This is a genomic window from Bibersteinia trehalosi USDA-ARS-USMARC-188 (assembly GCF_000521725.1).
Taxonomy (GTDB): domain Bacteria; phylum Pseudomonadota; class Gammaproteobacteria; order Enterobacterales; family Pasteurellaceae; genus Bibersteinia; species Bibersteinia trehalosi.
Genome location: NZ_CP006954.1, coordinates 1,720,551 through 1,743,758 on the forward strand (window position 1 = coordinate 1,720,551; position 23,208 = coordinate 1,743,758).

Below are 23,208 nucleotides of genomic sequence, written 5' to 3' on the forward strand. Positions count from 1 at the left end.
ACGGCATATGCTTGTTCGCTTTAGCAAGCTCTCAGGATGAGAAAAATAATACCATTATGCTTACCTTAAACCGAATAAACCTACTTATTCTGATTATTCTTATCCCATTTAGCCTCACTATTGGTGTGGCGGATTTTCATTGGTCGCAACTGTTGAGCGCCCCAGAACAATTACAACTCCTGCGCATTAGTCGCCTACCACGCACACTTGCTGTCTTGCTAGTTGGCGCAACCTTAGCCGTGGCGGGCATGGTGCTTCAGATTGTGTTGAAAAACCGTTTCATTGAACCCAACATGATTGGAGCCACACAAAGTGCAGGAATAGGAATCTTAGCAGCCAGTCTGCTATTTCCCACTTCGGCATTAATCATCAAAATGTCGTTGGCGGCGCTGAGTGCCTTAATCGGTATTGGTATTTTTTCTCTGTTGTTACAACGCTTACCACCACAGCAGCAGTTACTTGTCCCATTAGTTGGCATTGTCTTTGGCAATATTATTGAAGCTATTGGAACTTTTATTGCTTATGAAACCGATAGTATGCAAATGATGAGTATCTGGACCTCTGGTGATTTTTCTGGCGTTTTAGCAGGGCGTTATGAGCTATTATGGCTCACGGCCATTTTAGCTTTAGTTGTCTATTTTCTTGCTGATCAACTCAGCATTGCGGGGCTAGGGCAAAATCTTTGCACTAGCTTAGGTATTAATTACCGCCAAATGACTTGGCTTGCACTCATTATTGTCGCGATGATTACTGCCGTTGTTGTCGTTACGGTAGGGCAAATTCCTTTTATCGGCTTAGTTGTGCCGAATATTATTTCACGTTTAGCCGGCGATCGTTTACGCCAAAATCTCCCCTCTGTCGTATTACTAGGCGCAAATTTAGTCCTCTTTTGCGATATTTTAGGACGGGTGATTAACATGCCGTATGAAATCCCAATTTCAACCGTATTCGGTATTCTCGGTACAGTAATTTTCCTATATTTATTGTTTAAGGGGAAACGCCGTGCAAGCTAATATTAAAACTCTTTTTTCATTACTCTGCCTGCTGCTTTTCGCTTCGCTAGCTTTATTTCTCACTTACAATGCGAACGGTAACTGGGATTTCGTGCTACCATTTCGTGGCAAAAAATTAATCATGTTGATTATTATCGGCTATGCTATTGGCGTTTCTACATTACTGTTTCAAACGCTAACACACAATCCGATTTTAACACCAAGTATTTTGGGCTTTGATCATCTCTATCTGCTTACCCAAACCACACTCGTCTTTTTCGTTGGTGGCTTAGGTTTTACTCAACTAGATGCGAACTATAAATTTCTATTTGAGAGTTTAATGATGTTAGGTGGCTCATTATTGCTCTTTAGCTTGTTAAATAAAAATAGCCAAGATATTGCCCGTATGATTTTAGTTGGCGTTATCTTTGGTGTTTTATTCCGCAATTTAAATAACTTACTACAGCGCCTTATCGATCCAAATGAATTTGCCATTGCTCAAGGTTCCTCCTTTGCTGATTTTAATAGTGTTAAACCTGATTTACTTTGGATTGGCTCATCCATTCTATTGCTAACGCTTATCTGGATTTGGCAACAACGGCATAAATTGGATGTTCTACTACTCGGTAAAGAATACGCGATTGGACTCGGCTTAGATTACACTCGTTTTAGTCGCCAATTACTTATTTGCTGCGCAGTATTAGTCTCTATTTCAACCGCGTTAGTCGGCCCAATTTTATTCCTCGGCTTGTTAGTCTGTGCTATCGTAAACGCTATTAGCCCGAAGGTGCAGCATAGTATTCGCATTCCTATGACTATTGCAATTTCAGTGATAACGCTTGTCCTTGGACAAACCATCTTTGAACAAATGCTTAAAATGCAGGGCGTATTAAGTGTCGTCATTGAATTTCTTGGTGGCTTAGTCTTTATCTATTTAATTTTACGAAAACGGAAGGCATCACGATGATCAAAATTCAGAATGTCTGCCATAAAATTGGACAGACAACGATCTTAAATAATATTAATTTAAATATCGAAAATGGCGGGATTACCGCATTAATTGGGGCAAATGGAGCAGGAAAATCAACCTTACTTTCCTTAATGGCACGCTTGCAACCCTTGCAACAAGGACAAATCTGGCTTGATGAATTTAATATTAGTCAAACGCCTTCGCGTACTATCGCGAAGAATCTCGCAATTTTGACCCAAGATAACCATATTCATAGCCGCATCACGGTACAAGATTTATTGATGTTTGGACGCTATCCTCACCACCAAGGCAGAATATGTGATGAAGATAAAGCCATAGTAAAACAAGCGTTAGAACGTTTTGAATTAAGTACGTTTGCTGATCGTTTTTTAAGTGAGCTTTCTGGAGGGCAACGCCAACGGGCCCTAATCGCCATGACTTTTTGCCAACAAACTCAGCATATCTTGCTTGATGAGCCGCTCAATAATTTAGATATGTTTCATGCTCGTGAATTAATGCGTTTACTGCGTAAATTAACAGATGAATTGCACCTCACAACTGTGATGGTTGTGCATGATATCAATATGGCAGCTGCCTATGCGGATACTATTGTGGCAATGAAAAATGGTGAGATTATAAAAGTCGGCTGCGCAGGGGAAATTATTACGCCCAAAATGCTGAAAGAGATCTTCAATTTGGAGGCAGAAGTACTAGAGCACCAAGCCACACCGCTTGTAATACATCATATTTAGCCTAAAGGAAAAAATCAACCGCCCTATATTCCTCATATTTATAGGGCTGGCTGCAAACTCATTGAAGCCAGCCCAATGATAAATCAGGCTACTTACTTAGTTAGTAAGCTTCTCATTCCAAGGGGCAACTTTGCATAACATGAGCATTCCTGGAATGCCGACAAAAAAGCAGATCCAGAAAAACATGTAATAGCCGTAGTTTTCCACCAATACACCTGAAAATGCGCCAAAGACTTTACTTGGAATTGCCGCAAGGCTGGTAAAAATAGCAAGCTGTGTTGCCGTGTAAAGCGGGTTTGTTTCCTTTGCCATAAAAGCAACAAATGCTGCTGTTCCTAGACCGACGCCAATATATTCCGCAATAATCACGACACTCAGCATAAAGTGTTCATAGGCGCCGATGGTTTCAAATTTACCGTAGCTTGCCATCCACGCAAAACAGAGAATCGTACCAAGTTGAACCGCACCAAACAGCCAGAGTGAGCGATTTATACCTAATTTAATCATCATTACGCCTCCAATCATACCTGAAATAATTGAAGCCCATAATGAGTTAATTTTTACCACTGTCCCAATATGGGTCATCGTAAATCCCATATCTAAAATGAAAGCGGTCTGTAACGAGGTAGCAAGCGAATCGCCAAATTTATACAGAAAGATAAATAGAATCAGCCCCACGCCACTAGCAATACCTTTACGTTCAAAAAACTCTTTAAACGGTAAAGTAAAAGTGCGATAAAAGGGTTGTGAACGATCAATTTCTGGCACGTTGGGCTCTGTACTTAAAAAGAGCGACATCACCAAGCCCGGTAGCATAAATAAAGCTGTAATCAAAAATACGCTATCCCACGGCAAACTATCGGCAAGAATAAGCGATAATCCCCCTGGCACTAATCCTGCAATACGATAGGCATTCACGTGAATGGAGTTACCTAAGCCAAGTTCCGCATCGCTTAAAATCTCACGGCGATAAGCGTCCACCGCAATATCCTGCACTGCCGAAACAACTGCCACCGCGGTAGCTATTGCGGCAATCATTTTAATATCTAATACTGGATTAAATTGTCCAAGCAGTGCCAGCAAACCTAGTAGCACAATTTGAGTCATAAACATCCAGCTACGACGACGACCTAGAACATTGGGATAATAGCGGTCAAGCAAAGGGGCAACAATAAATTTCCAACCATAAGGAAAACCGACTAAAGTCATAAAGCCGATGGTTTTTAAATCTACCTCACTTGAACGCAACCATGCAGGCACAAGCTGAAATAGCACATAAAGTGGCAAACCAGAAGTGAAGCCCGTAAAAATACAAAGCATCATATTACGGCTAAAAATCTGTTGCCAAAGCGAGGGCTTCACTTGTTCCATAGTCTACCCCTGATAACCATTTGGATTATTTTTTTGCCAGTTCCATGTCTCTTTCATCATTTGCTCTAAACCACGTTCAGTTTTCCAACCGAGCTGTTCCAACGCTTTTTGTGGATTAGAATAGCAAGTAGCAATATCACCTGGACGACGTTCCACTAATTTATACGGCACTTGAATACCATTGGCTTGTTCAAACGCTTTAACCATATCCAATACCGAATACCCTGTTCCTGTACCAAGATTATAAACGTGGAAACCGGCATCATTTTGATGTTTTTCTAAGGCTTTCAAATGCCCAATGGCTAAATCTACGACATGAATATAATCACGTACGCCTGTGCCATCATGGGTGTCGTAGTCACTACCAAATACTGATAATTCTGAGCGTTTACCTACTGCTACTTGGCTAATAAACGGCATTAAATTATTTGGAATCCCATTTGGATCTTCCCCTATTAAACCGCTCTCGTGTGCGCCAACTGGATTGAAATAACGCAATATCACTGCGCTAAATTGCGGAAAAGCTTTGGTGGTATCTTCTAAAATGCGTTCCACCATATATTTTGATGTGCCGTAAGGGTTGGTTGTGCCACCTACTGGGCAGTTTTCAGTAATTGGAATCTCTTGTGGATCGCCATATACGGTTGCTGACGAACTAAATACAATCGTATTCACCCCTGCATTTAACATCTCTTCAACCAGCGTAATAGAGCCTGTCACATTATTTTGATAATACCAAAGCGGTTTTGCGACACTTTCACCCACCGCTTTTAAACCCGCAAAATGAATAACCGATTCAATCGGATTTTCCGCAAAAATTTGACGCAAAATTTCACGATCTAAAATATCGCCTTGATAAAATTTCACACTTTTACCTGTGATTTGTTTAACACGATTAAGTGATTCTTTTGAAGAATTACACAGATTATCCAACACCACAATCTCACGGTTCTGTTTTAATAATTCTACAACGGTATGTGAGCCGATATAACCTGCCCCACCTGTCACTAATACTGCCATTTGATTTTCCTCTCAGTTAAAAGATAGCAATAGTTTACCCTGTTCTTGGTAAAAAATCCGCAGAAATTGACCGCTTGTTTATAAACCAAGTTGCTTAAATAATTGTGATTTTTCCCTCTCAGTTAGTATCCGATACTGTCCCGCATCCAAATTTCCTAGTTTAAATTTACCGATACCAACCCGGATTAAACGCAGTGTCGGAAAACCAATATGTGCAGTCATTCGCCGCACTTGGCGATTTTTACCTTCACTAATTTTCAGCTCGAGCCAGCTAGTAGGAATCGTTTTACGTTCTCGAATTTTTGGTGCACTTGCCCAACTAAATGCCGGAGCCTCAATTTGACGCACTTTAGCCGGCTTAGTAAGCCCATCTTTTAGTTCAACCCCTCTACGTAATTTATCTAGATCGACTTCTGTAGGAATTCCTTCCACCTGTACCCAGTAAGTTTTTTCTTTCTCAAATTTAGGGTTGGCTAGGCGATGCTGAATTTCACCGTTATTGGTTAAAAGCAATAACCCTTCACTATCTCGATCTAATCGCCCAACGGGGTAGATATGAGGAATACTGATAAACGCTTTTAACGTTTGACGATTTTGATCATCACTGAACTGCGTAAGCACATCGTAAGGTTTATTGAACAGGACAAGAATGGTTTGCTCGAAAGAAAGTTTAGGCTTTTTCGGACGAGAATATGTTAGTTTAGGGCGAAATGAGAATGTCATTTTAAAAATAGAATAGAAAAAAACGATAGGGCGTACGACATACGCCCTCAGATGCAAGCATTGCGTTCTTCACTGGAATCAACACTTATAACTTCACGGGTTCAATAATTTCACTGGGGTAACAGCCTAGCACTTTTAAGAAACTGGTGACCTGTTCCAGTTCTTGTAACGCTTTTTGGGTATTTTCAGCATGAATATTTGCTTCTAATTCGACATAGAACATCTCTTCCCAAGGTTTGTTATAAATCGGACGAGACTCCAGTTTTACCATGCGAATATCATGTTGTTTAAATACCAATAGCGCATCAACTAATGCCCCTGCCTGTTGGGTTGTTGTCATCATTAAAAGCGTTTTCGTTTGCACTTGTGGTGAAACTTTTACCGGCTCTCGAGCCACAACAATAAAACGAGTGATATTATTTTTTTGGTTGGCAATCGCTGTTTCGATCATCTCTAAGCCGTAGAGCTTACCACCATCTTCATTACCAATCGCCGCGCAATTCGGTTTATTTAAACGTGCCACCATCTGCAAAGCGTGGGAACTACTTTCACAGTATTTGATATGGACTTTATCCAAACCTTGCAAGAATTGACTACATTGCTGTGCAGGCTGTGGATGCGTATAAATCGTATCAATTTGACTTAATTCGACTGGTTCTGCTGCCAGTAAGCAGTGTTTAATCGGATACGCTAATTCGCCAACAATAGCAAGTTCGGTATGTTGTAACAAATCATATACTTCATTAATTGAACCTGACGTTGTATTTTCCAATGGCAACACACCATAATCGGCTTCACCACGCATGACTTTTTCAAATACCGCATCAAAAGAATCACAATTTAACTCAATCAACGGATTTGGATAATGTTTGGCAAATTGACGAGAAGCAAGATGAGAGTAAGAACCACGCACGCCTAAAAAAGCCACCGCAATGCTCTGTTCTCGTTGAGCATTCAGTTTATCTTGCAGGTAATTTTGCTGAGTACGCACAGAATCTTCAATGATACGTTGGAAAATTTGCGTAATGTAATCGGCATCTAACTGATAATTTTCAGACTCGGCAAAGCTCACTAACTCTTGTAATAACTGTTTTTCACGTTCTACATCACGTAATGGCTTTTGGGTAATTTCTTTACTACGTACAACATCAAATGCGAGACGATGACGCTCTGAAAGGAGTTTTAATAAATGACGATCTACATCTGTGATACGCTGGCGAATTTCGGATAAATCAAGAGACATTTTTTTTCCTATAACAAGCGGTCAAAAATTTTATCTTTTTTGCAAAAAATTTGACAAATCTAACCGCTTGCCTCATTTATAACATTATTTGGATGAGAGCATAATATGCTCCGAGTAGAATAATTAGAACGTCTTTTTACACTCTTGGCAAGCCTTATTCTTTTCGGGATGTAAAGTGCAGTGCTTGTTGTGATAAAAGCAGCGCTATAATGCGTTTATCTTCGGCAGAAAGTTCCTCAATAGAGGATAATGCCACCAGCAATTCTGTTGCTTGGCGACGTTTTATCTCAAATTCTTGCACATCGTGCTGATAAATATGCGGCAATGATTCTAATAAATACAGCCAAGCACGGCGACAAACTAGCGATTTAGTAGCCTGTTTATCAACTAAATCTCTTAGTGCAAAAATTTCTAATGCAATACGATAATAGTGCTGATAACGCACAATTTTAGCTGTTGATTTAGTAATACTACTTTCGCGTTGAAAATAAAAGTAGAAAGGGAGATCGAAGTATCTGATACGTTGGGCAAGTAACATCGTATGAATATGAAATACTTCATCTTCAAAGAGTAGCCCAGGAATAAATGAGATAGCATTATCAATAAGAAAAGCGCGCCGGAAGACTTTTATCCATACCTCTACGCGTAAAAAATCGAATGCCTCAATCCCCGCAACGACATTACGCTGAAAAAAAGCCTCATGCATTGTGCCTTGGCCCTGTTGTTCACCCATACCAAAGTAGGTAAATTTGCCAATAGCAATATCTAAGCTATCCGCTACAGCTTGCCGAATAAACATCGAAAAATTAACAGGATCAACAAAGTCATCACTATCAATGAATGCAACATACTGCCCCTTAGCTAGCGATAAACCAAGATTTCTTGCCTGTGATAACCCTTGGTTTGTTTGAGAAACAATGCGCACCATTTTATCTGAAAAACGTTGTTGAAAGGCCTCCGCCACAGCTAAGCTGCTATCAGTTGAGCCATCATTGACAATAATTATTTCATATTCAAGATTGAGTCCACTCAAGGAAAGTAGGCAGCGGTTAAGATAACACTCTACATTGTAAACAGGTACAATCAGGCTAATGATAGGTTGATGCATATTAAGTCTTTAAGATAAAAATCAGCCCTTAAAACTAAGGGCTGAAAAAGTTAAAGTTTGGATTATTTTAATACTTTCTGTAGTGCTTCGCCAATATCTGCTAGGCTTCTCACCGTGGTTACACCGGCAGCTTCAAGCGCAGCAAATTTTTCCGCTGCCGTGCCTTTTCCACCACTGATAATCGCTCCTGCATGCCCCATTCGCTTACCTTTTGGCGCAGTGACACCTGCAATATAACTCACGACGGGTTTGGTTACATTAGCTTTAATAAAAGCAGCAGCTTCTTCTTCGGCAGAACCACCAATTTCACCAATCATCACTATTGCTTCGGTTTCAGGATCATCTTGGAATAATTTCAGGATATCAATAAAGCTAGATCCCGGAATAGGATCCCCGCCAATACCCACACAGGTTGATTGTCCAAAGCCATAATCCGTCGTCTGTTTTACCGCTTCATAGGTTAATGTCCCCGAACGCGACACAATACCTATTTTACCTTTTTTATGAATATGTCCAGGCATTATACCGATTTTGCACTCATCTGGTGTAATAATCCCTGGGCAATTTGGCCCAATCATACGCACACCAGTTTGATTCAAGCGTTGTTTTACTTCGAGCATATCAAGCGTAGGAATGCCTTCTGTAATACACACAACCAGCTGAATCCCTGCATCAATCGCCTCTAAAATAGCATCTTTACAGCCTGCTGCTGGCACATAGATAACACTTGCAGTTGCGCCAGTAGCTTCAACGGCTTCTTTTACGGTGTTAAATACAGGAAGTCCTAAATGTGTTGTTCCGCCTTTATTCGGTGAAACACCACCAACTAACTGCGTGCCATAAGCGAGAGCTTGTTCCGAATGGAAAGTCCCTTGCCCGCCAGTGAAACCTTGGCAAATCACTTTGGTATCTTTATTAATTAAAATTGACATTTTATTTGCCCTCCGCTGCTTTTACTGCGAATACGGCTGCATCCGTTAAACTTTCCGCTGCGATAATATTTAAACCACTTTGGGCTAAAATTTCTCGTCCAAGTGGTGCATTATTACCTTCTAAGCGTACAATGACCGGCACCTCCACTCCTACTTCATTTACCGCAGCTATCACACCTTCGGCAATTAAATCGCAGCGCACAATACCACCAAAAATATTCACTAAAATCGCTTTGACTGCTTTATCGGAAAGAATGATCTTAAAGGCCTCAGCAACACGTTCTTTCGTGGCGCCTCCCCCTACATCAAGGAAGTTAGCAGGCTGCCCACCATGCAATTTAACAATATCCATTGTTCCCATTGCTAGCCCTGCGCCATTGACCATACAACCAATATTTCCTTCCAATGCAACATAATTCAGCTGAAAACTCTCTGCAAGCGCTTCGCGAGCATCAGTTTGGCTTGGATCATTCATTGCCGCTAATTCTGGCTGACGATACAATGCATTGCCATCAACGATCATTTTGGCATCTAAGCAAAGCAAATTACCAGCTTTAGTCACAACAAGTGGATTAATCTCTAAAAGTGCAAGATCTTTTTCTACAAATAGCTTACCAAGCTGTGTGAAAAGATGAACAAACTGTTTAATTTGATCACCACTTAATCCAAGCTTAAAAGCAAGCTCTCTACCTTGGTAAGGCATTGCACCGACTAATGGATCTAGGGTTGCTTTAAAAATCAGTTCTGGCGTTTTAGCTGCAACATCCTCAATATTCATACCACCGGCACTTGATGCCATAAATACAATTTTCTGCGATGAACGATCAATCACCGCGCTCAAATACAGCTCTCGTTCAATATCACTTGGCTCTTCTACATAAATCGCACTAACAGGCTGACCTTCTGCGGTAGTCTGAAATGTCACCAAATGTTTCCCCAGCCACTGCTCGGCAAAAGCTTGAGCTTCTGTTACGCTGTTTACCAGCTTAACTCCCCCTGCTTTTCCACGTCCACCCGCATGAACTTGGCATTTGACTACCCATGCTTCACCGCCTAAGGTTTCAATTGCTTTTTCGATTTCATCGGCAGAAAAGCAAGCAATTCCCTTACTCACAGGGAGTTGATATTGCGCAAAGACTTTCTTTGCTTGATACTCATGTAGATTCATACAATCCCCTTGGTTGCTGTATCAAAAAACGTTGGCATTATAATCCGATTTGTTAATCAGATGTTAAATCAATTTTCAGAAGTTTTAAGCAGATCACAAAAAATAAAAAAATCTTCCTAAAGATATCAGGAAGATTTTATTTTAAATTTACGCAATACCTTTATGTCTTAACAACGCATCTAAGCTTGGTTTGCGTCCACGGAAGCGTTCAAACAAGACCATAGGTTCTTCTGAACCGCCACGAGTTAAAATGTTATCAAGGAAAGATTGCCCCACTTCACGGTTAAAGATACCTTCTTCTTCAAAACGAGAGTAAGCATCTGCGGAAAGTACCTCAGCCCATAAATAGCTATAATAGCCTGCCGCATAGCCACCGGCGAAAATATGGCTGAAACTGTGTGGAGTGCGTACCCATTCTGGCGTTGAGAAAACCGCCACTTCATCACGCACCTTGTTTAACGTTGCAAGTACAATGCCCTCACTTGGTTTTGCCATATGTAGGCGGAAATCAAACAAGCCGAATTGTAGCTGACGAAGGACAAACATTGCCGCTTGGAAGTTTTTCGCTTTTAGTAATTGGGTGAGCTTTTCTTTTGGCAAAGGTTCGCCCGTTTCATAATGCCCTGAAATAAAGGCTAATGCGTCTTCTTCCCAGCACCAGTTTTCTAAGAATTGGCTTGGTAATTCCACTGCGTCCCAAGGCACACCGTTAATGCCGGCAACATCACCCACATCAATTTCAGTAAGCATATGGTGAATACCGTGTCCGAATTCGTGGAAAAGGGTCGTTACTTCATCGTGGGTAAATAACGCAGGTTTGTCGCCAATCGGTTTATTAAAGTTGCAGGTTAAATACGCCACGGGTTTTTGTAATGAACCATCTGCAAGGCGTTTTTGGTTGATACAATCGTCCATCCACGCACCGCCACGCTTATGCTCACGAGCGTATAAATCTAAATAGAATGAACCACGCAAGCGGTCGGTTTCGTCAAAAATATGGAAAAAACGCACATCAGGGTGATAAACGTCCACATCAAATTGCTCTTCCACACGCATACCGAAAATGCGGTTAATCAGCTCAAATAAACCTGAAAGCACTCGATTTTCGGGGAAGTATGGACGAAGTTCTTCATCGTTGATTGAGAATAACGCCTGTTTTTGCTTTTCGCTGTAAAAGGCAATATCCCAAGGGGCAAGCTCGGTTACGCCAAATTCTTTTTCTGCAAAGGCTTTGAGTTCCGCAAACTCTTTTTCGCCCTGTGCTTTTGAACGTTTAGCCAAATCTTCTAAGAACGCTACCACTTGTTGTGGATTTTCCGCCATTTTAGTGGCAAGGGAATAATCTGCATAAGTTTCAAAGCCAAGTAAATTTGCTAATTCCAAACGCAGTTTAATTTTTTCATCAATGTTCGCTGAGTTATCCCATTTACCCGCGTTTTCTCCCTGATCGGACGCTCGAGTGTTAAATGCCGCATACATTTTCTCACGCAGTTCACGGTTTTCGCAGTAGGTCATTACTGGCAAATAGCTTGGAAATTCAAGGGTAAAACGATAGCCTGATTTTTCTTTGCTTTCAGCACTCGCTTTTGCTGCTTCTAAGGCGGATTCTGGCAAGCCTTTTAATTCATCCGCATTTTCTACAATGATTTCCCAGCCCATTGTGGCATCAAGTACATTATTAGAAAATTGCGAACTTAATTCGGACAAGCGAGCGACAATTTCGCCATAGCGTTGCTGTTTCTCTGCGGGCAAGCCAATGCCTGAAAGCTCAAAATCACGCAAGCTATTTTCTACCGCTTTTTTCTGAGCAATGGAATAAGTTTCAAACTCAGGGCTGTTTTTAAGTTTTAACCAACCTTGATATAAACCTTGATGTTGCCCTGCCCAAGTGCCAAATTCAGAGAGCAACGGTAAACACGCTTGATAAGCCTCACGCAACTCAGGGGAATTTTTCACTGAGTTCAAATGCCCCACAGGCGACCACGCACGGGAGAGTTTATCCCCTGCCATTACTTGCGGTAGATAAAAATTCTCCCAAGTTGGATTTTCAATTTGGGCAACTTGCTCAATGATTTCACGATTTTCTTGAATTAACAGCTCAACGGCAGGTTGAATATGTTCTGGCTTAATTTCAGAGAATTTGGGTAAGCCAGTTACGTGTAAAAGTGGATTAGTCATTGTTATTCCTTTTTTGAAACAAAAACGGGCAATAGTTTGGGGGATTTTATGGAAATTTCAAGAGGAATAATAGAATTTCAAGCGGTCACTTTCAGCCAGTTTTTTGCAAAACGCTAATAATTTGTAACAACTGGGTTAGCAAAATATCTCGTTTTTCTTACCGCTTAGTTACAGTTTTTTCCAAATTTGATCCAACGCAAAAGAATAAAAAACAATCAGCGAAATCAGTGGGATTTTTACTCCAAAAGCGTATTATTTTTACCAGTAAAATAATTTTAAAACTTTATGGAGAAACTAAAATGACAGCAAAAAAAGTGGTTGAAGCTCAACCGTATGATGCTCAAGTCGAAGTTAATGAACTGGTTGAACGCGGGCTTAAAGCATTGGATGCTTTCCGTCTACTTGACCAAGCCCAAGTCGATTACATTGTGGCGAAAGCCTCTGTTGCCGCTCTTGATCAGCATGGTGTGCTTGCCCAACATGCGGTAGAAGAAACAGGACGTGGGGTATTTGAGGATAAAGCCACTAAAAACCTCTTCGCTTGTGAATATGTCGTCAATAATATGCGGCATCTTAAAACCGCAGGTGTAATTAGTGAAGACGATGTCACTGGTATCACTGAAATAGCCGATCCTGTCGGGGTCGTTTGTGGTATCACTCCAACAACCAATCCAACCTCTACCACAATCTTCAAAGCACTAATCGCTCTCAAAACTCGTAACCCTATCGTTTTTGCCTTCCACCCTTCTGCACAACAATGCTCTGCACACGCAGCACAAATTGTCTATGATGCTGCTGTTGCGGCAGGTGCACCAAAAAATTGTATCCAATGGATTAAAACCCCATCAATGGAAGGCACATCTTTATTAATGAAACACAAAGGCATTGCGACCATTCTTGCCACTGGCGGAAATGCTATGGTTGAAGCAGCTTACTCTTGTGGTAAACCAGCACTGGGCGTGGGAGCAGGCAATGTGCCAGCCTATGTAGAGAAAAGTGCTAAACTCAAACAAGCGGTGTATGACATTGTAATGTCAAAATCATTTGATAACGGTATGATTTGTGCCTCTGAGCAAGCCGCTATTGTAGATAAAGAGATCTACAATGAGTTTGTACAAGAGATGCAATCTTATGGCGTATATTTAGTGAATAAAAAAGAGAAAGCCCTGCTTGAACAATTTATTTTCGGGGTTGATAAAGCCGATAAAGCAAGCTGTGCAGGCGCAAAATTAAATTCGGCAGTAGTGGGAAAATCTGCCTTTTGGATTGCAGAACAAGCGGGCTTTTCTGTGCCGAAAAATACCAATATTTTATTGGCTGAGTGTAAAGAGGTGGGCGAACTTGAACCACTTACCCGTGAAAAACTTTCGCCTGTTTTAGCATTGTTAAAAGCCGATAATACCGAACACGGTTTACAACTTGCTGAAGCAATGGTGAATTTCCATGGCTTAGGACATTCGGCGGCAATCCATACCCAAAATAGCGAACTTGCTAAAACGTTTGGGGAACGTGTAAAAGCCATTCGTGTCATTTGGAACTCGCCTTCTACCTTTGGTGGTATTGGTGATGTTTATAACTCATTCTTGCCATCACTCACATTAGGTTGTGGCTCTTACGGTAAAAACTCTGTGGGCAACAATGTAAGTGCAGTGAACTTATTAAATATTAAACGGGTTGGCAGACGGAGAAATAATATGCAGTGGTTTAAAGTGCCATCAAAAATCTACTTTGAGCGCGATTCTATTCAATATTTAAAATCAATGAAAGATGCGGAAAAAGTCATGATCGTCACCGACCGGGCAATGGTCGATCTCGGTTTTGTCGATAGAATTACCGAACAATTACGCCAACGCCGTAATAAAGTTACCTACCAGCTGTTCTGCGATGTAGAGCCAAACCCAAGTATTGAAACCGTGCGTAAAGGCACAGAACTTATGCGTAGCTTCCAACCAGATACTATCATCGCATTAGGCGGTGGTTCACCAATGGATGCCGCTAAAGTGATGTGGCTTTTCTATGAACAACCAGAAGTCGATTTCCGTGATTTAGTGCAAAAATTTATGGATATTCGCAAACGCGCCTTTAAATTCCCACAATTAGGACGCAAAGCCAAATTTGTTGGGATCCCAACCACTTCGGGTACAGGTTCTGAAGTGACTCCATTTGCAGTGATTACCGATGGTGACATTAAATATCCTCTTGCGGATTATTCTTTAACGCCAACAGTCGCGATTGTCGATCCTGCATTAGTGATGTCTGTCCCACCCGCAGTTGCTGCTGATACCGGTTTAGATGTGCTCACACATGCAACAGAGGCTTACGTTTCTGTGCTTGCAAATGATTATACTGATGGCTTGGCATTACAAGCGATTAAATTGGTCTTTGAAAATCTTGAAAAATCGGTCAAAGAATTTGATGAAGTTGCACGTGAAAAAATGCACAACGCTTCAACCATGGCAGGTATGGCATTTGCTAATGCATTCCTTGGTATTTGCCACTCAATGGCACACAAAATTGGCGGTAAATTCCATACTATTCACGGTCGTACCAATGCTATCTTATTGCCACACGTTATCCGTTATAACGGTACTCGCCCAACCAAAGTGGCAACTTGGCCGAAATATACTGATTATGTGGCTGATCGCCGCTATCAAGATATTGCCCGCATGCTTGGCTTACCAGCAAGCACACCTGCTGAAGGGGTGGAATCTTACGCGAAAGCAGTGCACGATCTTTCTGTACGCTGTGGCGTGAAAATGTCATTAAAAGAGCAAGGTATTGATGAAAAAGCGTTCTTAGAAGCCCGTCGAGAACTGGCATTCAACGCCTTTGAAGACCAATGTACCCCTGCTAACCCACGTCTTGCGATGGTTGCGGATATGGAGGAGTTAATGACCAAAGCCTACTATGGCAAATAAGGCTTAGTACAATACAAGCACGGCATTATGTAGCCAATGCACCAAATGCCGTACAAGCGGGTATTTCTACCCGCTTTTTTGCAAAAAATTAAGGGAAAACAATCGCTTGTTTTCCCTTAATTTTCTTAAAACTTCACTTTATGCCCGTAACTTTCAATGATCAATTTAATATGCTCAAGACTCTCTTTTGTCGGAGGACGCACATCTTCTAGCTCATATTCTTCGCCTAATGTTTTCCACTTATGCGCGCCTAAACGGTGGTAAGGAAGCAATTCAACTTGTTCAATATTATCCATACCTTGAATAAATTGCCCAAGTAAATGTACATCGGCATCGGCATCAGTATATCCAGGGACAACCACATAACGAATCCATGTACGTTGATTGCGTTTTTGTAAATACCTTGCAAAATCTAGCGTCCGTTTATTCGATACCCCAATGAGATCTTTATGAACCTCTTCATTGAGCTGTTTGAGATCAAGCATGACTAAGTCTGTTACATCTAGCATTTCATCAACTAACTCACTGTAATGGCGTACAAAACCATTCGTATCTAAGCAAGTGTTGATCCCTTCGGCTTTACAGGCTCGAAACCAATCTCTAACAAATTCCATTTGTAGCACAGCCTCACCACCTGATGCTGTCACACCACCACCAGTAGCCCGCATAAAATGCTTATAGGTCACAACCTCTTTCATTAGCTCTTCAACAGAGATTTCTTTTCCCCCTTCTAAATCCCAAGTATCGCGATTGTGACAATATTTACAACGCATTAAGCAGCCTTGTAAAAAGAGAATGAAACGAATCCCCGGTCCATCAACTGTACCGCAAGATTCATAGGAGTGATAACGTGCAATAGCCATAAATATCCTTTTTATACTTCAACTAGCGCTATTATACGTTATTTTATGAGAGAAGGCGCGGAACTATTACACTTACCGACAAATCATTAACGTTAATGATGTGTATGATCTGAAAATGTCAGCATAAGTTGGCGTACCAGTGTAGGTGACCAGTAACGCCCACTAGTATTGAGTTTCGCAACTCCGTCTGAAGTGATTTTTAATAATGACAAAGACTGCCATTCATCCAGTAATTGCATTGCTTGTAGATTGCCTTGAAAAAGTGAGGTGTCTATCATACCCAGTTCCATATTATGCTGTACCTCACTCAATAACGATTTATTTACACCATGCTTACTCAAATAAGAAATGGCTTTCTGTTGAGGTTCTGTAGCCAAATATTCTGGCAAGGATGCCTGTACTTGAAAACTATAACCGCCAAAATTACCACCAGCACCAGCACCAAAAGCTAAGCAATCCATATTTGACTTAACTAGCGTATTATACCAATTTCGCTCTCCTCGCCCAGGATAAGCAAAGTGGTTATTGCTCACCTGTTGCCAATTTGCTTGTATTAACTTCTCTACCGCATAAGCATAGTGCTGAGATTGTATTTCAGCGCTAGCAGGCTGTGGCAAAGTACCGTGCTGAATTAGGCGGTTAATTGGCAAAAATGGATAATTATTAAAAGCATAAATATCCAAGCCTGCAATAGGAAGCTGGCTCGCAAGCTCAATATCCTTCGCCCAAATTTCATCATTTTGGTTAGGTAAACCAAAAATAAAATCTGCAATAATCACAGCATTTAATTGACATAAGGCTTCCAGATAATGATAAGCCTGCTCACCACTATGCTTACGTCCTAAGCGTTTTCGCAACGCCGAATTAAATGTCTGCACGCCAATGGAAATCCGATTGACTCCGGCTTCTACACAAGCTGCTGCTTTTTCTAAATCAAAATGGCTAATGCGCCCTTCTAAAGTAAATTCACAATCATCAGCCAAGGGCAAATAGTGATAACAAGCTTGAATTAAACGTACTAAATCTTCTTTATGTAATGCTGTTGGAGTACCGCCACCAAAATAAACGGCTTTAATTTTGCCTTTCCCTTGGGATAGTGAGCGCTCAAAGGCAAGTTCTTCTATCAATTTATCTGTATAAATCTTGCTGTAATCATCTTTCCAAGCATTCCGATAAAAACCACAAAAAACACAGTGGCTTGCACAAAATGGAATATGAATATAGGCAAGCGCATCTTCATTTAACGCTCGACTACGCGCATTTAACCATACTTGTTGCCACAATTCTGGTGTGACTGCTTCGCCTCCCCAAATTGGCATAAGTGCTTTTCGCTCAGGAAAAGCCGTTGGTGCAGCTTGGCATGGCTGCCAAGTTTGAGTTGTAATCATACTTTGAGTCCTCAATAACACGAATGAAAGTGAGCTTTATACCCGAACACAATATAAATGATATTGATTTCTATCAATGATTATCTATTTTGCTAACAATCGACATAAAAAAACCGCTTGTAACCTTGGGCTACAAGCGGTTGAATACCATTCAGATTTTACAAAATGGATTACATACTCTCAGTGAAAGTACGGGTAATTACGTCCATTTGTTGCTCTTTGGTTAAAGAGTTGAAACGTACCGCATAACCTGATACACGAATGGTTAATTGCGGATATTTTTCCGGATTTTCCATTGCGTCTAACAACATTTCACGGTTAAGCACGTTTACGTTTAAGTGCTGACCGCCTTCAACTTCTGCCTCGTGGTGGAAATAACCGTCCATTAAGCCTGCAAGGTTGCGTTTTTGCGCTTCTAAATCTTTACCTAACGCATTTGGTACGATAGAGAAGGTGTAAGAAATACCATCTTTCGCATAAGCAAATGGTAATTTCGCCACAGAAGTTAATGAGGCTACCGCACCTTTTTGGTCACGTCCGTGCATTGGGTTTGCACCTGGACCGAATGGTGCACCTGCACGACGACCATCTGGAGTGTTACCTGTTTTTTTACCGTAAACCACGTTTGATGTGATGGTTAAAACAGATTGAGTTGGGGTTGCATTGCGGTAAGTTTGAAGTTTTTGAATTTTCTTCATAAAGCGTTCAACTAAGTCGCACGCAATATCGTCCACACGATTATCGTTGTTACCAAATTGTGGATATTCACCTTCAATCTCAAAATCGGTTGCCACGTTTTTCGCCACACCAATCACTTCGCCTGCTTTATTTTTGATTTCAATATCACTGCGAATTGGTTTTACTTTCGCATATTTGATTGCAGAAAGTGAGTCTGCCGCAACAGAAAGACCTGCGATACCACATGCCATTGTGCGGAATACATCACGGTCGTGTAATGCCATCAATGCGGCTTCATACGCATATTTATCGTGCATAAAGTGAATGATGTTTAACGCCGTCACATATTGGGTTGCAAGCCAGTCCATAAAGCCGTCTAAGCGTTGCATTACATCATCGTAATCCAAGTATTCGCTAGTGATTGCCTCTGTTTTCGGGCCAACTTGGTCGCCTGATTTCTCGTCCACACCACCATTGATTGCGTAAAGTAAGGTTTTCGCTAAGTTTGCACGCGCACCGAAGAATTGCATTTGTTTACCCACCACCATTGGGCTTACGCAACACGCAATCGCATAGTCATCGTTGTTGAAGTCTGGACGCATTAAATCATCGTTTTCGTATTGTACAGATGATGTTTCAATAGACACTTTCGCCGCATAACGTTTGAAACCGTCTGGTAGGCTTTCAGACCAAAGAATAGTTAAGTTTGGCTCTGGTGATGGCCCCATGGTGTAAAGGGTATGCAATAAACGGAAGCTGTTTTTGGTAACTAACGTACGACCGTCTAAGCCCATACCTGCGAAGGTTTCGGTTGCCCACATTGGGTCACCAGAGAATAATTGATCGTATTCAGGAGTACGTAAGAAACGCACCATACGCAATTTCATCACCAAGTGATCCATTAACTCTTGGGCTTCTTGCTCGGTAATTTTGCCGGCTTTTAAATCACGCTCAATGTAGATGTCTAAGAAGGTAGAAACACGACCGAAAGACATTGCTGCACCATTTTGTGATTTCACCGCCGCTAAGTATGCGAAGTAAACCCATTGTACCGCTTCTTGAGCGTTGGTTGCTGGTTTAGAAATGTCATAGCCGTAACTTGCTGCCATCTCTTTCATTTTACCTAATGCACGGTGTTGCTCTGCGATTTCTTCACGTAATTGGATTGTCGCTTGGATATCTTGACCAGCTTCAAGACGAGCTTGAAGTGAATCGAATTGGCGTTTTTTGTCTGCCATTAAGAAGTCTGCACCGTAAAGTGCCATACGGCGATAATCCCCAATGATACGGCCACGACCGTAAGCATCTGGTAAGCCAGTAATTACGCCTGATTTACGGCAGCGTAAAATATCTGGGGTGTAAACATCAAATACCCCTTGGTTATGAGTTTTACGGTATTCAGTAAAGATATGTTCAATTTCTGGTTTAAGCTCACGACGATAAACTTTACAAGAGCCTTTCACCATATTGATACCACCAAATGGCATAATTGCACGTTTTAATGGGGCATCCGTTTGAAGACCTACGATTTTTTCTAAATCTTTATTGATATAACCCGGTGCGTGTGAAGTAATGGTTGATGGCGTATCCGTATCAATGTCGTACGGCTCGTGGGTTTTGTTTTCCACTTTGATCATTTCCATCACATCATTCCAAAGTTTGGTTGTCGCTTCGGTCGCGTCTGCTAGGAATGATTCATCACCTTCATATGGCGTATAGTTTTTTTGAATAAAGTCACGTACATTGACTTCGGTTTGCCAATCGCCACCAGCAAAACCTGCCCACGCTTGTTGTTGAGCTTCATTTAATTGAGTCATTTTAAGTCCTCGTTAAATAAAAATAAGTGTTGATAATTATGAATGACAAGCGGTATGTTTTTGTCAAAAATCTACAAAATTTGACCGCTTGTTGGAAATTTTTATTCCACCTTGCCCTGATCCCTCTCTTTAGCAAAGAGGGGAGATTTCTAATGCTTTCTCAAATGCAAAAACCACTGCACCATTGCAATAAAGAATGCACCACCGACAATGTTACCCAGTGTCGCCCAAATTAAGTTTTTGCTAATAAAATTCGCTACAGTTAAATCGGCAAACTGAGCTGGCTCAATACCAATCATTGCCCAAAATTCAGGGCCTGCCGCACTATGAACCAAAATCCCCATTGGAATCATAAACATATTTGCCACACAGTGTTCAAAACCGCCCGAAACAAACATTGCAATCGGTAATACCATAATAAAGGCTTTATCGGTTAATGACTTGCCCGCATAAGCCATCCATACGGCAATACACACCATTAAATTACAAAAAATTCCCAGATTGAAAGCTTCAAAAGCAGTGTGATGAATTTTATGTTGAGCGGTGTTTAAAATGACCAATCCCCATTGCCCTTTTGCCGCCATTATTTCACCGCTAAACCAAGTGAGTAGTACGATTAAAATCGCCCCAATAAAGTTGCCTAGATAAACCACTCCCCAGTTTTTCAACATTTGAGCAAGGGTAATACGTTTGCTTGCTTTGGCAATCACTGTCATTGTGCTTGAAGTAAAAAGCTCTGCACCAAACACCACGCACATTGTGACACCTAATGAAAACACCACACCACCTAAAACCTTTGCTACACCCCACGGTAATTCGCTGGCTCCTACTTGGCTAGTCGCATAAAAAACAAACGCAATGGCAATAAATGCCCCTGCGGTAATCGCAGAAATAAAAGAATAGAATTGATGTTTGGTGGCTTTAGCAACTGCTGCATCTTCAGCAATTTTTGCCATTTCGGTAGGAGAATACATTTATTTTAAGTAATGAAAAAATAATTAAAACTGGTGGAATTATAATGAGGGCACATTTTACGCTCAAATGAAATGTGAACTTCATCACATTTTTTCTTGATCCATATCAAACCATGCCCAAAACCAAGCAAACGATTACTTTTTGGATACAAAAAAACAACATTTAGTTCACAAACAAATCGGTCAAGAAATCACAATTCCCATCAACCCGAAGAATTATGCAATTTAATTGTAATTATCAATAGCCCTAGAGCATCTAAGCATTTTTAAGCTAAAATGTGTATCGAATACACTTAACAAGGACAATAAATGAAGCAAGTGCCAGAAATTCTTGATGTAAAAGTTATCGCTAAAACCGCTATTTTCGAAGTGCAATCTGTTGAACTACGTTTTTCTAATGGTGCTGAGCGCACCTATGAACGTTTAACTCCGCAGCGACGGAGTTCAGTGATGATTGTCCCGATCCACAATAACCACATTATCTTTGTAAAAGAGTATGCAGTTGGTCCTGAACGTTATGAATTGACCTTTCCCAAGGGAATTGTAGATCAAGGTGAAGCGCCCATTGAAAGTGCTAATCGTGAGTTACAAGAAGAGATCGGATTTGCTGCTCGGAAAATTGAACCTCTTCGCCCACTTTATAGCGGCCCAAGCCATATGTATGGACTAATGCATCTCTTTGTTGCTCAAGATCTCTATCCTTCTCAACTGGAAGGAGATGAACCAGAACCACTTGAGATTATTCATTATCCGCTAGAAAAAATAGATGAGCTACTTGCCGATCCAAATTTTGGAGAGTCGCGTAATCTTTCCGCATTATTTTTATTAAAAGAGTACCTAAAAAATGCACAATAAGGCAATTCTCTGGATTTTTCCCCTTCTTAGCCAACTCACATTTTTCTTACTGACTGGTGTTTTTGGCCATTTTTCGCTGACTAATTTTGCGATAGTTTTTTGCAGTGTTGCTATACCAGCTTTTTTCTTTGCACTTATTTGCGTTAAATTTAATTATCATCGCCAGCATCTCTTTCCTATCGCATTTTTTAGCGGCTTAATCTTTTTTCTTTATGGCTTAATCATCATTCCTTTTGCCATTAGCAAGCCTGAAACAGATATTTCATTGATTGAACATAGTTTAATGCTCTTACTCTATACTTTCAGCTACGCCTTGGCAGCCATGATGTATGCATTGTTATGCTTACGCTTATTCCTACGCAAACGTTCAAGTCATTAACGACATTTCACTAAATTTACGGTATGATATGCCGTTTCTTTCCGGGGGTTTTATGCAGCAATTAAATCAAACACTTCTTGATCAGGTTCTCCACATTGCACAACAAGCAGGTGAGCACTTAAAGCGTTTCTATGCTTGCGCGGTTGAAGTACAAATTAAAGCCGATCACACCCCCGTTACAGAAGCAGATCTTTTTGTTAGCCAGTTTGTTATCGAACAACTGCAACAATTAACGCCAAATATTCCTATTCTTTCTGAAGAAGGGCAAAAAATTCCTCTGAGTGAACGCAGTCAATGGCAAGAATACTGGCTAATTGATCCCCTTGATGGCACACAACAATTTATCGATCGCACTGATCAATTTTCAGTCGTAATTGGCCTAGTGCAACACAATCGACCAGTGCTTGGCGTTATCCATTCCCCAATTCTAAATAAAACCTATTTTGCCTTAAAAGGACAAGGGGCTTTTCTATTGGAAAATGGTATCCGCACTCACTTATCCGGTATTTGCAAAAAATTACCAGAAAAGCACCGCTTACAAATTACTATTGGGAGCGTAAATATCCAAAAAATTGAGCCCGCAATTTTGCCCCCTTACCAAGCTAACTTCACTCGCTTTGGCTCCTGTAGTCTCAAGGCAGGCTTAGTCGCAGAAGGCAAAGCTGATTGCTATATCCGCTTAGGAGCAACTGGAGAATGGGATACGGCTGTGCCCGAAATTTTACTAGCAGAATGTGGTGGTGAAATTTTTGATTTAAACTTTCTACCGCTAACTTATAACCAGCGTGAGACCTTTATTAACCCACCGTTTATTATGGTTGGGAACAAACAATATAACTGGCAACAAGTATTCGCTTTTCATCGCCAGTAAATCTATTT

18 protein-coding genes and 1 pseudogene are annotated in these 23,208 nt (G+C 41.0%); 7 read left to right on the plus strand and 12 right to left on the minus strand.

The window, feature by feature from the left end; translation table 11 throughout:
- Positions 1–56: 56 nt before the first annotated feature.
- The 3 genes from F542_RS07830 to F542_RS07840 are packed head-to-tail and all read left to right on the plus strand — an operon-like array spanning position 57 to position 2,714.
- On the plus strand, positions 57–1,013 hold the full coding sequence (locus F542_RS07830) for an ABC transporter permease (protein ID WP_025267250.1): 957 nt from the start codon (positions 57–59) through the stop codon (positions 1,011–1,013).
- On the plus strand, positions 1,003–1,959 hold the full coding sequence (locus F542_RS07835) for an iron chelate uptake ABC transporter family permease subunit (RefSeq protein ID WP_015432034.1): 957 nt from the start codon (positions 1,003–1,005) through the stop codon (positions 1,957–1,959). The genes F542_RS07830 and F542_RS07835 overlap by 11 nt, the downstream gene beginning before the upstream one ends.
- Complete coding sequence (locus tag F542_RS07840; RefSeq protein ID WP_015432033.1) at positions 1,956–2,714, plus strand: iron ABC transporter ATP-binding protein; 759 nt, start codon at positions 1,956–1,958, stop codon at positions 2,712–2,714. The genes F542_RS07835 and F542_RS07840 overlap by 4 nt, the downstream gene beginning before the upstream one ends.
- Before the next feature lie 96 nt (positions 2,715–2,810).
- Here the strand turns inward: F542_RS07840 and F542_RS07845 are convergent, their stop codons facing one another.
- The 8 genes from F542_RS07845 to prlC form a co-directional block, all read right to left on the minus strand.
- The gene (locus F542_RS07845; RefSeq protein ID WP_015432032.1) at positions 2,811–4,085 is read right to left on the minus strand and encodes an AmpG family muropeptide MFS transporter; all 1,275 of its coding nucleotides are present in this window, start codon (positions 4,083–4,085) and stop codon (positions 2,811–2,813) included.
- 3 nt (positions 4,086–4,088) lie between these two features.
- Positions 4,089–5,105 (minus strand): UDP-glucose 4-epimerase GalE, encoded by a 1,017-nt coding sequence (gene galE / locus F542_RS07850; protein ID WP_015432031.1) that lies wholly within the window; start codon positions 5,103–5,105, stop codon positions 4,089–4,091.
- A gap of 78 nt (positions 5,106–5,183) precedes the next feature.
- Positions 5,184–5,828, minus strand: coding sequence for a pseudouridine synthase (locus F542_RS07855; RefSeq protein ID WP_015432030.1), 645 nt, complete (start codon positions 5,826–5,828; stop codon positions 5,184–5,186).
- Positions 5,829–5,913: 85 nt separating this feature from the next.
- On the minus strand, positions 5,914–7,071 hold the full coding sequence (gene pheA / locus F542_RS07860) for a prephenate dehydratase (RefSeq protein ID WP_015432029.1): 1,158 nt from the start codon (positions 7,069–7,071) through the stop codon (positions 5,914–5,916).
- A gap of 154 nt (positions 7,072–7,225) precedes the next feature.
- On the minus strand, positions 7,226–8,179 hold the full coding sequence (locus tag F542_RS07865; RefSeq protein WP_015432028.1) for a glycosyltransferase: 954 nt from the start codon (positions 8,177–8,179) through the stop codon (positions 7,226–7,228).
- Between the two features lie 62 nt (positions 8,180–8,241).
- A complete protein-coding gene (gene sucD / locus F542_RS07870) occupies positions 8,242–9,111 on the minus strand; it encodes a succinate--CoA ligase subunit alpha (protein ID WP_015432027.1) in 870 nt (289 codons plus the stop codon).
- A gap of 1 nt (position 9,112) precedes the next feature.
- On the minus strand, positions 9,113–10,279 hold the full coding sequence (sucC, locus tag F542_RS07875; RefSeq protein WP_015432026.1) for an ADP-forming succinate--CoA ligase subunit beta: 1,167 nt from the start codon (positions 10,277–10,279) through the stop codon (positions 9,113–9,115).
- Between the two features lie 147 nt (positions 10,280–10,426).
- A complete protein-coding gene (prlC, locus tag F542_RS07880) occupies positions 10,427–12,457 on the minus strand; it encodes an oligopeptidase A (RefSeq protein WP_015432025.1) in 2,031 nt (676 codons plus the stop codon).
- Between the two features lie 299 nt (positions 12,458–12,756).
- Here prlC and adhE point away from each other — a divergent pair, with 299 nt between their 5' ends.
- On the plus strand, positions 12,757–15,375 hold the full coding sequence (adhE, locus tag F542_RS07885) for a bifunctional acetaldehyde-CoA/alcohol dehydrogenase (protein ID WP_025267251.1): 2,619 nt from the start codon (positions 12,757–12,759) through the stop codon (positions 15,373–15,375).
- A 125-nt stretch (positions 15,376–15,500) separates the two neighbouring features.
- Here the strand turns inward: adhE and pflA are convergent, their stop codons facing one another.
- The 4 genes and pseudogenes from pflA to focA all read right to left on the minus strand — a co-directional run bounded on the left by pflA (position 15,501) and on the right by focA (position 21,095).
- A complete protein-coding gene (gene pflA / locus F542_RS07890; protein WP_015432023.1) occupies positions 15,501–16,238 on the minus strand; it encodes a pyruvate formate lyase 1-activating protein in 738 nt (245 codons plus the stop codon).
- A 116-nt stretch (positions 16,239–16,354) separates the two neighbouring features.
- Positions 16,355–17,626, minus strand: a pseudogene (gene hutW, locus F542_RS07895) (heme anaerobic degradation radical SAM methyltransferase ChuW/HutW); the annotation flags it as partial.
- A 170-nt stretch (positions 17,627–17,796) separates the two neighbouring features.
- The gene (gene pflB / locus F542_RS07900; protein WP_015432021.1) at positions 17,797–20,121 is read right to left on the minus strand and encodes a formate C-acetyltransferase; all 2,325 of its coding nucleotides are present in this window, start codon (positions 20,119–20,121) and stop codon (positions 17,797–17,799) included.
- A 149-nt stretch (positions 20,122–20,270) separates the two neighbouring features.
- Complete coding sequence (focA, locus tag F542_RS07905) at positions 20,271–21,095, minus strand: formate transporter FocA (RefSeq protein ID WP_015432020.1); 825 nt, start codon at positions 21,093–21,095, stop codon at positions 20,271–20,273.
- Positions 21,096–21,404: 309 nt separating this feature from the next.
- Between focA and nudE the strand changes: the two genes are divergently transcribed.
- From nudE to cysQ, 3 genes are read left to right on the plus strand one after another with little or no spacing between them, the layout of a single operon-like run.
- A complete protein-coding gene (nudE, locus tag F542_RS07910; RefSeq protein WP_015432019.1) occupies positions 21,405–21,950 on the plus strand; it encodes an ADP compounds hydrolase NudE in 546 nt (181 codons plus the stop codon).
- Positions 21,940–22,329, plus strand: a complete 390-nt coding sequence (locus F542_RS07915; RefSeq protein ID WP_025267252.1) for a hypothetical protein — start codon at positions 21,940–21,942, stop codon at positions 22,327–22,329. The genes nudE and F542_RS07915 overlap by 11 nt, the downstream gene beginning before the upstream one ends.
- Before the next feature lie 52 nt (positions 22,330–22,381).
- On the plus strand, positions 22,382–23,200 hold the full coding sequence (gene cysQ / locus F542_RS07920) for a 3'(2'),5'-bisphosphate nucleotidase CysQ (protein ID WP_015432017.1): 819 nt from the start codon (positions 22,382–22,384) through the stop codon (positions 23,198–23,200).
- Positions 23,201–23,208: the final 8 nt, after the last annotated feature.

Bases quoted from the DNA above. Each gene is read 5' to 3' on its own strand.
- nudE (WP_015432019.1), top strand. From the start codon at position 21,405: ATGAAGCAAGTGCCAGAAATTCTTGATGTAAAAGTTATCGCTAAAACC.
- pflA (WP_015432023.1), bottom strand. From the start codon at position 16,238: ATGGCTATTGCACGTTATCACTCCTATGAATCTTGCGGTACAGTTGAT.
- sucD (WP_015432027.1), bottom strand. From the start codon at position 9,111: ATGTCAATTTTAATTAATAAAGATACCAAAGTGATTTGCCAAGGTTTC.
- prlC (WP_015432025.1), bottom strand. From the start codon at position 12,457: ATGACTAATCCACTTTTACACGTAACTGGCTTACCCAAATTCTCTGAA.
- galE (WP_015432031.1), bottom strand. From the start codon at position 5,105: ATGGCAGTATTAGTGACAGGTGGGGCAGGTTATATCGGCTCACATACC.
- pflB (WP_015432021.1), bottom strand. From the start codon at position 20,121: ATGACTCAATTAAATGAAGCTCAACAACAAGCGTGGGCAGGTTTTGCT.
- pheA (WP_015432029.1), bottom strand. From the start codon at position 7,071: ATGTCTCTTGATTTATCCGAAATTCGCCAGCGTATCACAGATGTAGAT.
- F542_RS07915 (WP_025267252.1), top strand. From the start codon at position 21,940: ATGCACAATAAGGCAATTCTCTGGATTTTTCCCCTTCTTAGCCAACTC.
- sucC (WP_015432026.1), bottom strand. From the start codon at position 10,279: ATGAATCTACATGAGTATCAAGCAAAGAAAGTCTTTGCGCAATATCAA.
- focA (WP_015432020.1), bottom strand. From the start codon at position 21,095: ATGTATTCTCCTACCGAAATGGCAAAAATTGCTGAAGATGCAGCAGTT.
- F542_RS07840 (WP_015432033.1), top strand. From the start codon at position 1,956: ATGATCAAAATTCAGAATGTCTGCCATAAAATTGGACAGACAACGATC.
- F542_RS07830 (WP_025267250.1), top strand. From the start codon at position 57: ATGCTTACCTTAAACCGAATAAACCTACTTATTCTGATTATTCTTATC.
- F542_RS07845 (WP_015432032.1), bottom strand. From the start codon at position 4,085: ATGGAACAAGTGAAGCCCTCGCTTTGGCAACAGATTTTTAGCCGTAAT.
- F542_RS07865 (WP_015432028.1), bottom strand. From the start codon at position 8,179: ATGCATCAACCTATCATTAGCCTGATTGTACCTGTTTACAATGTAGAG.
- adhE (WP_025267251.1), top strand. From the start codon at position 12,757: ATGACAGCAAAAAAAGTGGTTGAAGCTCAACCGTATGATGCTCAAGTC.
- F542_RS07855 (WP_015432030.1), bottom strand. From the start codon at position 5,828: ATGACATTCTCATTTCGCCCTAAACTAACATATTCTCGTCCGAAAAAG.
- cysQ (WP_015432017.1), top strand. From the start codon at position 22,382: ATGCAGCAATTAAATCAAACACTTCTTGATCAGGTTCTCCACATTGCA.